The sequence below is a fragment of the Leclercia adecarboxylata genome (assembly GCF_006874705.1).
In the GTDB taxonomy this organism is placed as follows: domain Bacteria; phylum Pseudomonadota; class Gammaproteobacteria; order Enterobacterales; family Enterobacteriaceae; genus Enterobacter; species Enterobacter adecarboxylatus_C.
Genome location: NZ_CP035382.1, coordinates 4,286,252 through 4,300,818, shown reverse-complemented (window position 1 = coordinate 4,300,818; position 14,567 = coordinate 4,286,252). Strand labels below are relative to the sequence as shown.

Here is a 14,567-nt window from a genome sequence, read left to right as displayed (position 1 = left end):
AGATGTCGCATAATAAAATTGCCAGTAAATTACAAAATCTTCAGTCATCTGCAATTAGAGAATTATTAAAACACAGCAAAATGGACGGGGTGATCTCCATGGGCGGCGGTATCCCCGATCCGCAGCTGTTTGACCGTGAAGGGCTGCAACTGGCCATGGATAAGGTGCTCTCCAGCGCCTGGCGAGACGCTTTTCAGTATGGGCTGAGCGAGGGCAGCCCGGAACTGCGCGGTGCGATCTGCCAGCTGATGCACGAGCGGGCAATTCACGCCACTCCGGATGAGGTGGTGGTGACCTCGGGATCGCAGCAATCGCTGGATATTCTTGCCCGCGCCCTGATCAATCCCGGCGACGTTGTGGTCGTGGAGCGGCCCACCTATCTGGCGGCACTGCAGGTGCTGCAGCTGGCGGAGGCAAACCTGATGTCGGTGGGAACCGACGGGGACGGGATGAAGATTGACGAGCTCGACGCGCTGGTGAAAACCACGTCGGTAAAGGCCGTCTATATCGTCCCGACCTTCGGAAATCCCGGGGGCGTAACCCTGGCAGAGCACCGCCGCAAGCAGCTGGTGGCGCTATCCCAGCGGTATGGTTTCGTCATCATTGAAGACGATCCCTATGGCGAAATTAACTTCACCGGGACCACCTTCACCCCGCTGAAAGCCTGGGCGGCGGAAGTGGGGAATAGCGATAACGTGATTTATACCTCCACGTTCTCCAAGATCCTCGCCCCGGGCGCACGCGTGGGATGGTTGGTGGTGCCTGGCTGGCTGAAGCGCCAGGTGGTGAACCTGAAGCAGGCCACCGATCTCCACACCAGTTCGCTGTCACAGTCGCTCGCGTACCACTATCTGATGAGTGGCCGTCTGGCCGGACAGATCGCCCTGATACGCGCGGCTTATAAACAGAAGTGTCAGGTCCTGAGCCAGCACCTGCAAAACGAACTGGGTGACCATCTGACCTTCCACCTGCCGAAGGGCGGCATGTTTCTGTGGGCGAAATTTAAGTACGAGATGGATACCACCCGGTGGCTGCAAAAGACGCTGAACCACGGCGTGGTGTACGTGCCCGGCGAATTCTTTTACTGCGATGAGCCGGACCACGCCACGCTGCGGATGTCCTACGTTAGCACCACGGAAGAGAACCTGAAAGAAGCGGTCAGGCGGTTAAAAGCCGCCCTGAATTAACTGTCCCCGTTATCCACTTCGGGACGGGGACAAGGGTAATAACAAATCTGTACGTGTTGTGAAAAGAGGAAGAGTAAGAATGTCTAATCATAGTTTTGATCGCCAGGTATCCCCGGAAACCTATCTCTGCCATGGTCCGTTTGATCCCGACGTGTTCGGCGGCGTGGTTAATCCGCCGGTTTATCATGCTTCCACCGTGATTTTTAAAACCTGCAAAGAGCTCAGCGAACGCCATCAGGCGCTGTTCGACGATGCGGAAGATGAGGTCATGTACTACGGCCGTTTTGGAACCCCGATCACCTTTGCCGTGCAGAAAGCCCTGGCGGAGCTGGAGGGCGGCTATCGCGCGTTATTAGTGCCGACCGGCCTGGCGGCCTGCACCAGCGCGCTGCTGGCGCTGGTAAAAAGCGGCGATCATATTCTGGTCAGCAGCAGCGTGTATGGCCCGACGCGCGGCTTCGTCAACAACGTGCTGGCGAAGATGGGGGTGGCGGCAACCTTCTTCGATCCGACCCTTGGCGAGGGGATTGCCGAGCTGTTCCGCGACAACACCAGCGTGGTATTTACCGAATCGCCGGGATCGCAAACCTTCGATATGCAGGATATTCCGGCCATTACGCGAGTGGCGCATGCGCGCAATGCGAAAGTGATTGTCGATAACACCTGGGCGACGCCGCTGTTTTTCAAACCATTCGACCACGGAGTGGATGTCTCGGTCCATGCCGCCACCAAGTACATCGTCGGCCACTCTGACGCCCAGATGGGGCTGATCGTGACCAACAAAGAGACCTGGCTGGCTATCCGTCGCTTCGTCTATCTTTTTGGTCTGCATGCCGCCCCCGACGACGTTTACCTCGCCCAGCGCGGGCTGCGCACCATGTCCCTGCGACTCGAGCGGCATCAGGCTTCCGCGCTGAAGATCGCAAAATGGTTTGCCGAGCGTGACGAGGTGGAACAGGTGCTGCACCCGGCGCTGCCTTCCTGTCCGGGACATGATATCTGGAAGCGAGACTTCACCGGGTCGAGCGGTCTGTTTAGCGTGGTGCTGAAACCACATTATTCAAAAGCGTCGGTCGAAAAGTTCATCGATAGCCTGGAGTATTTCGGCATTGGTTTCTCCTGGGGCGGCTTCGAAAGCCTGGCGATACCGTTTAACCCGCGCAAGGATCGGCCGGAGTATCACTGGCCGTATGAAGGGGAAGCCTTCCGTCTGCAGATTGGCCTGGAAGACCCGGTGGATTTAGTGAAGGATCTGGATCAAGCCTTACGTCACCTGAAGGCCTGACCCTTGTTATACTCGCGTGATGAATACCTGTTCTGATTTACGGATGGCGTAATGGATATCCCGATTGACCTTAAGCACTTACACACCATTCTTACGTTGCGTAAAACAGGCAATTTAACGCGCGCTGCGGTCGCGTTACAGCTGACGCAGTCAGCGTTATCGCACCAGATCAAGCAGCTGGAAGATCACTATGGCGTCACGCTGTTCGTCCGCAAAACCACGCCGGTGCAGTTCACCCATGCCGGCAAGCGTTTGCTACAGCTGGCCGAAACCGTGCTGGGTGCTATCGAAAATGCCGACCGCGACCTCTACAAGTTTGCCTGTGGTAAGCAGGGGGCGCTGCGGGTCACGCTGGAGTGTCACACCTGCTATGGCTGGCTGTTGCCGGTGATGGATGAGTTTCGCAAAAAGTGGGCCGAGGTTGAGATCGATATTCTGCCCGGCTTCCAGCCGGATCCGGTTGGGCTGTTGCTGCAAAACAGAGCGGATGTGGCCATCGTGGATGAAACAGAGCAGACGGCGCTGGTGAGCTACAGCCCGCTGTTCAAATATGAAATGGTGGCGATTTTATCCAACGACCATCCCTTAGCGCAGAAGCCGTGGCTGGAGGCGGAGGATTTCCGCGGCGAAGCGTTAATCACCTATGCGGTGCCCGAGGATCGTATCGATCTGTGTCGGAAGGTGCTTAAACCTGCCGGTATTCCGGTACGGCGAAAAACAACCGAACTCACCATGGGGTGATGCTGCCAACTTACTGATTTAGTGTATGATGGTGTTTTTGAGGTGCTCCAGTGGCTTCTGTTTCTATCAGCTGTCCCTCCTGTTCAGCTACTGACGGGGTGGTGCGTAACGGCAAAAGCACTGCCGGACATCAGCGCTATCTCTGCTCTCACTGCCGTAAAACATGGCAGCTACAGTTCACTTACACCGCCTCTCAACCCGGTACGCACCAGAAAATCATTGATATTGCCATGAATGGCGTTGGATGCCGGGCAACCGCCCGCATTATGGGCGTTGGCCTCAACACGATTTTACGTCACTTAAAAAACTCAGGCCGCAGTCGGTAACCTCGCGCATACAGCCGGGCAGTGACGTCATCGTCTGCGCGGAAATGGACGAACAGTGGGGATACGTCGGGGCTAAATCGCGCCAGCGCTGGCTGTTTTACGCGTATGACAGGCTCCGGAAGACGGTTGTTGCGCACGTATTCGGTGAACGCACTATGGCGACGCTGGGGCGTCTTATGAGCCTGCTGTCACCCTTTGACGTGGTGATATGGATGACGGATGGCTGGCCGCTGTATGAATCCCGCCTGAAGGGAAAGCTGCACGTAATCAGCAAGCGATATACGCAGCGAATTGAGCGGCATAACCTGAATCTGAGGCAGCACCTGGCACGGCTGGGACGGAAGTCGCTGTCGTTCTCAAAATCGGTGGAGCTGCATGACAAAGTCATCGGGCATTATCTGAACATAAAACACTATCAATAAGTTGGAGTCATTACCGTCTTCGCCTCTTCGAGAATTTTATAAACCGTGAAGCGAGCAGTATTAAGCTGCCGGGCGATATTTGTTGCAGCAGTATCTTTCCGGTGGAGGGCCAGCATACATTTTCTATCAGTAGCGCGCCTACGGCCAAACCGTTTTCTTCACCAGAATGACGCCACCTGTTACTTCCAAAGGACATTTCAACTTTGCCCTGCCCCGGACATCTCTACTTAGCTTTGACAGCTATTATAGCAGCTAAATGAGATTTATTGGGTATATATCATGTAATAACTAAGTAACTCTGAATGGATTAATTTCACTAGTGTGTTATTATCTTTAACCTGCATTTTATTTCGTGCTCTGGCGCAATGATAATGTATTTTATTGAGTTCACATTTTTGACTTTTTGCGATCTGTGACAATGGACTTCCACTCATCATCAAACAAATCACAGACGCTTCTTCTTTTGTTATTCCAAATTTCAACGTTGTAGCCAAGTAAATTTTATCCGCAGGTGGTATGGAATGAGCATGTATATCGTTTATTGAAATAAAAAGCTCTGATAAACCAAGGCAAATCTTCGCATCAAGAATTGTTATATATAACCTGACCAGCTCATCAAAAACCACATTAGGTTTCTTTATAATAAAGAAACGTGCTAACGGATAAAATGTACGTAAAAGAATGATGAACTGTAATGTTTCAATGCTTATAGTGGCGTGATCGACAACAATAAACTTTAATTTTTTACCGCGCAATGTATTCTGTAGATCATGCATTAATTCATCTTTTGCTATGGATGGGTAACTACATATTTCATCAATCAGTGATTCGTCATTACGAATATCAGAAAAATAGCTACTCAGAGCAAAGTTAAAATAGTAGGAATTAGATAGGGTTATCAGCATGATTCACTCCTTTTATGCATTATGCACATCTATGCTGCAATGAAATAACGATTGATGTAGGTCACCGTAAGTACTGAGTGTGAATATTACATCCCCTTTTTAGTAAAATTTGACGGCGTAGATTGGGGGATGAGAATGTAGCTAATTATAATTAGTGTGCAGTATCTCATTTTTAAATTTTTAGCTGCAATAGCAATCTTAATAATAACCTATTGTTTTTCATGATGAAAACTGCCTATTGTCTATTTTTTAAATACAAGCATTTAGGATTATTTAAATTTTATCGTTACATGTCTTACTTTTTAGCCTTGAATAAATGCCAGAGACAATGTTAAAATGCAATTGCATAGCATATTCCAAAATGGATCATAGGTAATGAAAATTACGTATTTCAATATTTTAATGTGATGCCTCGAGGATCTCGCTGTGTTTTTTAAGTGACTTGATGATGAGTGTTACGTAAATTTATTGAAAATTACAGATAAGGGGTTATTTATGAACATGTTCATCAAAGGAATGGCCTCAGCAGCGGCAGTAATGATCTTTGCCCCAACAGTGGCGCTGGCTGCTGATGGAAAAGTGACCTTCAATGGTGAAATTATTACTAATACCTGTACTGTCATCAGCGGTGATAAAGATAAAATTGTCACACTACCCACTGTTCAGGTGTCTGCATTGTCTGCCGCGAATCAAACTGCGGGGACAACACCTTTCACTATTGGTCTTGAAAATTGTGCAAGTGCTTCAGATGTTTCGGTCTATTTTGAACCGAATGAATATGTCTCAACGGAGGGGCGACTAAAAAATACCATTCCTGCTGGTGGCTCTGATAATGGCGCGGATAATGTTGATATCGAGCTACTGAATAATAATCATGGTGTAATTGACCTTGCAAACCAAACCATTGATCCAACGACCGGAAAAGTCACGGGTGGTAACTCAACGGTCGTGACGCCTGTCGATGGTTCTGCGACACTGCCTTTCTATGCACGTTACTTTGCGACAAATGCCGCTGAGGCTGGGAAAGTGAGTTCCTACGTGAACTTCACTATCGTTTATCCGTAAGACGTTAAGGCAGCTCCGGCAGGGGCTGCCTGCTCAGAGAACAGGGAGGTGTTGAAATATGACTCGTTACTTTTTTACGTTTCTTTTATTCGTATATATACCTTTCGCGAATGCAAATATTGTCATTGATGGGACCAGAGTGATCTTTCCATCTGACCGGAAAGAGGTATCAGTCAGAGTCACTAATTCAGGGGATATGCCGTCACTGACGCAAGTATGGGTTGATGGTGGCACAATACAAAATAATACAGGCAAAGACATGGCGCCTTTTGTGGTTCTGCCGCCGATTATTCGTGTTGAACCAGGAAAAGGACAGACCTATCGTCTGGTTTTTAGCGGCGCCGCGCTTCCACAAGATCGTGAGTCATTGTACTGGTTTAACATGTTGGATATACCGCCAGAGCCTAAAAACAGTCAAGGTAGCAACTATTTACAGTTATCGATTCGTTCACGTATTAAGTTATTTTATCGTCCGATAACATTAAAGGGAAATGTCAGCGAGGCTGCCAAATCTTTAACCTGGGAATTTCACAATGATAATAACACACTCTTTGTGAATAACCCATCTCCATGGTACATCACCATTGATAGCATCACGATTAATGGGAATAAACAACCTGCTGGTATGGTGGCGCCATTTTCAACGATGAGCATAAATAATAAAGAGCATACACTGAAAGCCATGCCAGGTAAGTTCAGCTTCACTACCATCAATGATTATGGTGCTGTTGTGACTCATAATTATCCTCAGTAAAGACATTATTATGAAATTCATGGAGATCAATGCTGGGTTAATAATAATAATAATACCATGGGGTGTTGCATGGTCAGAAGACGCATTTAATTTCAATAGTGCGCATTTGCATAACGCGACACATATCGATCTCCAGAAATTTAAGTATGGTAATCCGATGAATGTCGGGAAGTATCGCAGTAAGCTTTACTTAAATGGTTCGTATGCGAGCGAAGTTGAATTCGAGCTACAGAAGGTGGGAGAAAAAATTGAGCCCTGCATAACACCAGTATTATTTAGAGTGATGAGGCTTAAAGATAAAACGTGGCCAGAAAAGGCTTCATGTCTCCAGTTATCGCAGATCAATGCTGGCATTTCATGGCATTATGACGTCGGGGAGAATGCGTTAAATTTAACCATCCCGCAGGCGTTACAAAAACCGAAGTATCGAGGCGAGATTAATCCTGAGAGTATCGATGTTGGTGTTCCAGCAGCAGTATTACGTTATCAGGCGAATAGTTATCAGAGCATCAATCATGGCGATAGTCATAATTACAGTTATGTCGGGCTTGATGGTAGTTTTCGCGCTTACGGCTGGCGCTTTTACCACCAGTCTAGTTATCAGGCAAATGATAACGATACTCAGTGGGATAATATTTCGACATACGCCGAGAAAAGCCTTTTCGATTTGAGCTCAACCCTTAGGCTCGGGCAGGGATGGACAGATGGCACCTTCTTCGACAGCGTCAGCTTCGTGGGCGCCAGGGTTGCGACTGACAAACGGATGCTGCCAGGGTCACGACGTGGTTTTGCACCCACGGTAACGGGAATCGCCAGGACAAACGCGCGCGTCACCGTCACTCAAAATGGTTCCTTACTCTATGAGGCCACCGTTCCGCCAGGTAAATTCTCCTTTGCGGACCTTTATCCAACGAATTCAGGTGGCGACCTGATCGTGACGATTCATGAGGCCGATGGCAGCCAGGACACGTTTACTGTGCCTTATGCTTCCATACCTGGCCTGGTTCGTAAGGAGGCGCTGTATTACGATTTGTCGATGGGATATCTGGATGACAGCTATATCTCAAACCGTCCGGGATTCGGAGAATTAACTCTGCAGTATGGTTTTAATGACTATATTAGCGGCTATATGGGGGTAAATGGAACCGATGGGTATTACTCCACTCTTGTCGGTAGTGCATTAAATACTTACTGGGGAGCACTGGCTGTCGATGTTTCGCGTTCCTCCTGGAAAACTGTTGAAAATGACTGGCTGGATGGGTATCGCTGGCGCGTTTCGGCAACAAAATCATTGACCAGTGATACCCGAGTTACCTTATCAATGAGTCACAGTAACGATGCAAGGTATATTTCAATTCGTGATGCGGCATCGGCTAATAACCATGACAACTATACTTACCGCGAAATGACAAAGTATACAGCCAATCTATCGCAACAAATCGGCGGCGGTAGCTTGTCATTTTATGGCATATGGAGTGAAAACTGGAAGCATGGTACCTATCACTCCTATCAGCTAGGATATTCGAATAATTATAAACGCCTGGGCTACTATATCTATGCACAGAAAAGTCAGGATGCTAACCATAAAAATAACCAAATAGTCGGAATTTCTTTCTCTATACCTATTAGCGGTAATGGCAATATTCATACTCGTTTCAATTATGACAAGAATAACGGCAACCAGTTACAAGCGACTTATACTGGGAGTCGGGGTGAAAAGAACGAACTCAGCTATGGCCTGACGACAAGTTACGATATGCCAAAGGAAGGGGGCCATGAGAGTTCCATTGGAGCAAACGGTAGTTACCGAACTCATTATGCCTATCTGAATGCGAGCGCCAGCGCCGGCAAGAATCAACAGCAGTACTCCCTTGGGACTTCCGGCGCGTTAGTTGCGCATGAAGGAGGGGTGATTGCGACACCTGATATTGGTGAAACATTCGCCATTGTACAGGCCCCTAAGGCTGCCGGTGCAACGGTGGCCAACCGTATTGGACGTCCAGTGGATAATCGTGGTTACACCATTATCCCTTATCTGAACCCATTTACAGAAAACTGGCTGGATCTCGATCCGCAAGGAATTAGCGATCAAGTTGAGATCGTATCAAGTAGCACGGTCGTCGTTCCTGACTCAGGCGCGGCCGTGAAGGTAAAATTTGCGACCCGTACTGGCTACCCATGGTTTGCCAATGTCACGCTCAGTGATGGTAATACGCCGCCATTGGGTGCTGAGGTCTTTGACAGCAAAGAAATAGCCATCGGGGCCGTGGGACAAGGAGGGCTGCTATATGCCAGAGTCCCGGACATCAAGGGGGTTTTACATGTGGTCTGGGGCGACAATAGTGTTCAGCGTTGCCAGCTTGCGTATTCCGTTAATCAACAGACCAGCCGAAACCTTTGCAAATAGATGATTAAGGAAGACAAAAAATGAAAAGAGAAATGATACTAGGGTTATCTGTTTTCCTGTATCTAGGATATATCCCCACAATACTTGCATGCGTGATGACCAGTGGTAAAACAATTGAATATAGCGTCAATCTGGGTAATAAATATTTTACAGTAGATGTGCTTAATCGCCAGCCTGGAGATTTATTATTCACCTATGGCGGCATGACTCTGACCAATAATACGGAATGGAATATAACTTGTAGTGGTTCAGAACCGAGTGGCTACAATAGTATTGGTGGCGCTCCCGTTGGACCGGCTTATCAAAGCAAGCCAGGATATGTTTACAGTATCGATCGTCTACCGGGGATTGGTTACAGTTTTCAAATGGGTGAACAGGATGGTATTGATTTCGATTCCCTTTTTATGCCTTATCCAACAGCACGCCCCTTTTCTGGGGGCAGGTATTTTAATTCAGAAAGCAAAAAACCCACTATTTATTTTTGGCGCATTCCTGATACCAGCGGTTTACCACCTCCAGGCCAGTATTGCCTGAATGATTATCTCGGTGATATTTATCTTGAGGGGGTCAACGCCTTAAAGTTTAGTGTAAAAGGATTGTGCATTACGGTAAAGTCCCCAACCTGCAAAATCAGTAACGCTGATATTAAAGTTAATTTGGGAAGACACAATAGGTCCGTATTTATGGGGCCTGGGAGTACCACCAATATGGTACCGTTCAATATAGATCTTACCACCTGCGAGAATGTTGGTAACATCTTTATGCAATTTAATGCAACGGCTGATAGTAATCACGCGGCAAACGGTATTATAAAAATAGATGATAGTGGTGATGATAGTTCCGCGACCGGGGTTGGAGTCCAGGTATTAAAAAATAGCGTCCCGATAGTGTTGAATGAACCTGCGACAATCTGGTCGGGAAGTAAAGGTAGTGAGTCGGCCTACAGTTTCCAGTATCAGGCAAGATACATTCAGACTGAATCGACGGTTACCGCCGGTCAGGCGAATGCGAGTGCGACGTTTGTGGTTACCTATAATTAAGAAGTGGCGCCGTCGCTGACACGCTCAGAACAGGATAAGTCATTTAACAATGAAATACACCTGCGAACAGTAAGTATTATTGAGGCTCACCATTTGCGATAAGCGAATAGGTTCTTCAATAGCGGTTTTTACGCCGATGTGAACGTTACTGATTTTGTATTAGAGATAAGCTCAGCCCTGTATCTCATCCTGGTAAAAAGAAACGATGGGGTATGATTTTTTATAGTGTCTGGACATATTATTATTCGCATGATTGGGTGTGGTGATATTACATAGGGAGTGAATAATGTTATTGGTTATTTCTGGTTCTGGATATTTTGATCTGGGGTTTGATAGTTACTTTTCGAGGGTGAAGTGCAGGACAACATGCACTGAAAAAATTTTATATTGTTCGTTTGAAGATCCTAAGGCTATCGTTAGTAACGTGATGGCAGCATCAGAAAAGTATTATTTGCGATGTCTCGTTATCGATTATCCATGGAGTAACATAGCCGTCCTTCAGTCAGCACTCTATATAAAAATACACTTCCCACTTATTAGCGTGGTTGTCTATTCAACCGGTGGGTACCGATTCAACGAACTGGAAGCATCTTATCTGGAAATTCTTGGGGCGCAATTGAATGTGGGATTCTCAGGCGTATGCTCAGCTTTGATGCAAAGGCGGATGCCGGTATCTGCGGTGGATATCATCTATGCGGCGGCATCAAGGTTTGTCGAAATATCTAAAAAAGATGCGTTGTTAATATCTTTTATCCTGGCGGGACTGAAGCTAAAAGATATAGCCAGTGCTTATAACAAAGATATTAAGCAGGTTTACTATGACAGAGCAGGCTTCTGAGTAAGTTCAGCATTAAAAATAATGTTGAACTGGTAAGTAATATAAGGTGTTTTGTTTTGTGCAAACCTGGCGGAGGTCGTGATGAGAGAGTATCGACAAGCGAAAGAAAAACTGGATTCATTGATCTTTGCGATATGGTTAAATAATAGCTTAAACAATAATGTCTGCGATTATAGCGTCATACGCGAAGAGATGAATGATATTATTGTGCCATATGTATACAGAAAGGAGTTGGACGATGTGATTGCGGCTGTCAATTTAATGATTTCATCAGAACCAACTGTGCGCCAGGAGCATAATGAAATTCTATTTAAACGATTACTCGATTTATACGCCAGGTTAGCGGGGCATCTGGCCGTTGAGAATTACCTTTTGGCCAAAATTTACTAAATAGCTGCGCGGAATAGTGCTGAATCGCCACGGATAATCTAGACACTTTTCAGCCAGATATGGACTGACCCCACCCCGGTAGACGATCCTGCCCTATAGTTTGAGCATAGGAGGAGCGTATGGGCACACCACGATTTACACCTGAATTTAAGGAAGAAGCCGTCCGTCAGATAACGGAACGCGGTTATTCCGTGGCCGAAGTTTCTGACCGGCTGGGCGTTTCCGCACACAGTCTCTATAAGTGGTTACGGGCAATTAAACCCGATAACAGCGAACAGCATGCCCGTGATTTACTGGAAGCGAAAAGCGAGATCCTGAAGCTCAGGGCCCAACTGAAGCGCACTGAGGAAGAACGGGATATTCTGAAAAAGGCCGCGCGGTACTTTGCAAGGGAGCCCGACTGAAGTACCGCTTTATCAATGAGCACCGCACTGTATGGGGTGTGATGACGATGTGTCGGGTGTTGTGCGTTGCCCGGGCCGGGTTTTATGCGTGGCTGCATAACCCGGTCTCCGCGCGGGATAAAGATAACCAGCGTCTGCTGGCGCTTATCCGTGAATCTGGCCCACTGGGTATGGCTAATCGTCGTCGCGGGAGACCCAGCAATAATCAGTTGCCTGATGGTCTTGCCCTGTATGCACTCAGTATTATACGTGAGCGCTATACCGACTTTGGGCCGACGCTGGCGTGTGAAAAGCTTGCAGAACTGCACGATGTCCACCTGTCCAAAGAAACTGTCCGGTCGCTCATGGTTAAAGCCGGTCTCTGGGTCCCCCGTAAGCAACGTGCGCCAAAAATTCAGCAGCCACGCTATCGCCGGGCCTGTTGTGGCGAACTGATACAGATAGATGGCTGTGACCACCACTGGTTCGAGAACCGTGCTCCAGCCTGTACCGCGCTGGTTTACGTTGATGATGCAACGAGCCGACTGATGCAGCTCCGCTTTGTAAAATCGGAATCAACATTCACCTATTTTGAGGCCACACGAGGCTACCTGGAAAAGCATGGTAAACCGCTGGCGTTATACAGCGACAAAGCCAGTGTATTCAGAATAAACAACAAAAATGCCACTGGTGGCGATGGCTATACCCAGTTTGGGCGTGCGATGCATGAACTGAATATCCAGACTATCTGCGCGAATACCAGCTCTGCCAAAGGCCGCGTGGAACGCGCTCATCTGACGCTTCAGGACCGACTGGTAAAAGAACTCCGGCTCAGGGGAATTTCTTCTGTTGACGCTGCCAATGAGTATGCTGATGAGTTTATGGACGATTATAACCGGCGCTTTGCCAAAGTTCCCCGACATGACTTTGATGTGCATCGGCCACTCGAACATGATGATGATCTGGCTGCCTTTTTCACATGGCGGGAACCGCGCCGCGTTTCAAAATCTCTGACGGTTCAGTATGACAAAGTGCTCTATCTTATTGAAGACAGTGAAATTAGTCGCAAAGCCATCTGGAAATACATAGAGGTCTGGCACTATCTGGATGGCCGAAAAGAACTCAGGCTTAACGGTGTTACACTTCCCTACTCCACTTATGATCGCCTGTCGGAAATCGACCAGGGAGCTATCGTGGACAACAAGCGTCTCGGTCGTACACTAGAATATATTAAACTGGTTCAGGACAAACGCGACAATAATCGTTCTCAGGCAATACCTGCTGGCGATGGGCCTTCACGGCGTCGCAGGAAACCAACTGAAAAGAAATCCCAGCGGTCACTGAACGGCGACGATATGCTGGAAGTTTTGAAGGTTTTACAGAGTCGTTCTGATGAAATATTTGGATCTAATACTCAAAAGACGTAGGGATTAAAGGAGGGGAAAACCCATTCCTTCTTTAATTTTTTCTACGTTAGCTCTGGACGTAAGTTTTTCTATTAAAGTAAATGCGACATTAATCGCTGTTGCAGGACTTTGCGATGTAATGATATTTGCGTCCACTACAATTGGGCGTTGAATAACATTGACACCCATATCTGATAACTGTGTTTGACGTTTACTGCTCAGATGATACGTCGTACCCATTCTACCGTGAAGAGCACCGCTTTTTGCTATTGCTAAAGCGCCAACACAGACAGAAGCGATAATTTTGTTTTGGTTATTAAATTTTCGAATAAGGCTGACCAGTCGCTCATCAAATGCATCCTCGTAAAAACCAGCCCGGCTCATCCCCCCAGGAATGGCAATGGCATCAAAGCTATCACCATCAATTTCATCCAGTTGATATTCTGGTTCGATAGTGAAATTCCAGGCACATTTAACTTTTTTTCGTAGACCAACTGTTACCAATTCTACGGGTTCTAATCCGTACGTTGTTGTCCAGCCAATAGCATCAGTAAATGCACTGGCTTCATACTCTTCTAATCCCTGACAAAGGGGTGATGCTGCCAACTTACTGATTTAGTGTATGATGGTGTTTTTGAGGTGCTCCAGTGGCTTCTGTTTCTATCAGCTGTCCCTCCTGTTCAGCTACTGACGGGGTGGTGCGTAACGGCAAAAGCACTGCCGGACATCAGCGCTATCTCTGCTCTCACTGCCGTAAAACATGGCAGCTACAGTTCACTTACACCGCCTCTCAACCCGGTACGCACCAGAAAATCATTGATATTGCCATGAATGGCGTTGGATGCCGGGCAACCGCCCGCATTATGGGCGTTGGCCTCAACACGATTTTACGTCACTTAAAAAACTCAGGCCGCAGTCGGTAACCTCGCGCATACAGCCGGGCAGTGACGTCATCGTCTGCGCGGAAATGGACGAACAGTGGGGATACGTCGGGGCTAAATCGCGCCAGCGCTGGCTGTTTTACGCGTATGACAGGCTCCGGAAGACGGTTGTTGCGCACGTATTCGGTGAACGCACTATGGCGACGCTGGAGCGTCTTATGAGCCTGCTGTCACCCTTTGACGTGGTGATATGGATGACGGATGGCTGGCCGCTGTATGAATCCCGCCTGAAGGGAAAGCTGCACGTAATCAGCAAGCGATATACGCAGCGAATTGAGCGGCATAACCTGAATCTGAGGCAGCACCTGGCACGGCTGGGACGGAAGTCGCTGTCGTTCTCAAAATCGGTGGAGCTGCATGACAAAGTCATCGGGCATTATCTGAACATAAAACACTATCAATAATTTTGAGTCATTACCGATAATTCCTAACTATGTTTTTTTTGCAGGTAACCGTTTGCGTCTTCACTCAAGAAGA

At 47.7% G+C, this 14,567-nt stretch carries 14 protein-coding genes and 1 pseudogene; 12 read left to right on the top strand and 3 right to left on the bottom strand.

Annotated elements, in window-relative coordinates; genetic code table 11:
- Positions 1–2 precede the first annotated feature (2 nt).
- From ES815_RS21470 to ES815_RS21455, 4 genes are all read left to right on the top strand, one after another.
- Positions 3–1,187: a PLP-dependent aminotransferase family protein gene (locus tag ES815_RS21470; protein ID WP_142489635.1), complete on the top strand. Its 1,185-nt coding sequence runs from the start codon at positions 3–5 to the stop codon at positions 1,185–1,187.
- Between the two features lie 79 nt (positions 1,188–1,266).
- A complete protein-coding gene (metC, locus tag ES815_RS21465; RefSeq protein WP_142489634.1) occupies positions 1,267–2,472 on the top strand; it encodes a cystathionine beta-lyase in 1,206 nt (401 codons plus the stop codon).
- A 51-nt stretch (positions 2,473–2,523) separates the two neighbouring features.
- Positions 2,524–3,213: a LysR family transcriptional regulator gene (locus ES815_RS21460; protein ID WP_312845882.1), complete on the top strand. Its 690-nt coding sequence runs from the start codon at positions 2,524–2,526 to the stop codon at positions 3,211–3,213.
- A gap of 50 nt (positions 3,214–3,263) precedes the next feature.
- A protein-coding gene (locus ES815_RS21455; protein WP_231600413.1) for an IS1-like element IS1A family transposase occupies positions 3,264–3,961 on the top strand; the annotation gives its coding sequence in 2 pieces (ribosomal slippage) (positions 3,264–3,513 and positions 3,513–3,961; 699 coding nt in all).
- Here the strand turns inward: ES815_RS21455 and ES815_RS21450 are convergent.
- Together ES815_RS21450 and ES815_RS21445 are read right to left on the bottom strand one after the other, a co-directional pair.
- A complete protein-coding gene (locus ES815_RS21450) occupies positions 3,955–4,077 on the bottom strand; it encodes a helix-turn-helix domain-containing protein (protein ID WP_142489633.1) in 123 nt (40 codons plus the stop codon). The genes ES815_RS21455 and ES815_RS21450 overlap by 7 nt on opposite strands.
- Before the next feature lie 147 nt (positions 4,078–4,224).
- Positions 4,225–4,866, bottom strand: coding sequence for a hypothetical protein (locus ES815_RS21445; RefSeq protein WP_142489632.1), 642 nt, complete (start codon positions 4,864–4,866; stop codon positions 4,225–4,227).
- A gap of 495 nt (positions 4,867–5,361) precedes the next feature.
- Between ES815_RS21445 and ES815_RS21440 the strand changes: the two genes are divergently transcribed.
- From ES815_RS21440 to ES815_RS24010, 7 genes and pseudogenes are all read left to right on the top strand, one after another.
- A complete protein-coding gene (locus tag ES815_RS21440) occupies positions 5,362–5,931 on the top strand; it encodes a fimbrial protein (RefSeq protein WP_142489631.1) in 570 nt (189 codons plus the stop codon).
- 58 nt (positions 5,932–5,989) lie between these two features.
- Positions 5,990–6,685 (top strand): molecular chaperone, encoded by a 696-nt coding sequence (locus ES815_RS21435; RefSeq protein WP_105902572.1) that lies wholly within the window; start codon positions 5,990–5,992, stop codon positions 6,683–6,685.
- A gap of 10 nt (positions 6,686–6,695) precedes the next feature.
- Complete coding sequence (locus ES815_RS21430; protein WP_142489630.1) at positions 6,696–9,092, top strand: fimbria/pilus outer membrane usher protein; 2,397 nt, start codon at positions 6,696–6,698, stop codon at positions 9,090–9,092.
- Between the two features lie 20 nt (positions 9,093–9,112).
- Positions 9,113–10,132: a fimbrial protein gene (locus ES815_RS21425; RefSeq protein ID WP_142489629.1), complete on the top strand. Its 1,020-nt coding sequence runs from the start codon at positions 9,113–9,115 to the stop codon at positions 10,130–10,132.
- A 286-nt stretch (positions 10,133–10,418) separates the two neighbouring features.
- Positions 10,419–10,970 (top strand): hypothetical protein, encoded by a 552-nt coding sequence (locus tag ES815_RS21420; protein WP_142489628.1) that lies wholly within the window; start codon positions 10,419–10,421, stop codon positions 10,968–10,970.
- 81 nt (positions 10,971–11,051) lie between these two features.
- The gene (locus tag ES815_RS21415; RefSeq protein ID WP_142489627.1) at positions 11,052–11,360 is read left to right on the top strand and encodes a hypothetical protein; all 309 of its coding nucleotides are present in this window, start codon (positions 11,052–11,054) and stop codon (positions 11,358–11,360) included.
- A gap of 119 nt (positions 11,361–11,479) precedes the next feature.
- A pseudogene (locus tag ES815_RS24010) lies at positions 11,480–13,170 on the top strand (ISNCY family transposase).
- Positions 13,171–13,173: 3 nt separating this feature from the next.
- On the opposite strand, the gene ES815_RS21405 reads toward ES815_RS24010, so the two are convergent.
- Positions 13,174–13,755, bottom strand: coding sequence for a DJ-1/PfpI family protein (locus ES815_RS21405; protein WP_103825505.1), 582 nt, complete (start codon positions 13,753–13,755; stop codon positions 13,174–13,176).
- A 41-nt stretch (positions 13,756–13,796) separates the two neighbouring features.
- On the opposite strand from ES815_RS21405, the gene ES815_RS21400 reads away from it, so the two are divergent.
- A protein-coding gene (locus tag ES815_RS21400; RefSeq protein WP_260609641.1) for an IS1-like element IS1A family transposase occupies positions 13,797–14,494 on the top strand; the annotation gives its coding sequence in 2 pieces (ribosomal slippage) (positions 13,797–14,046 and positions 14,046–14,494; 699 coding nt in all).
- Positions 14,495–14,567 lie beyond the last annotated feature (73 nt).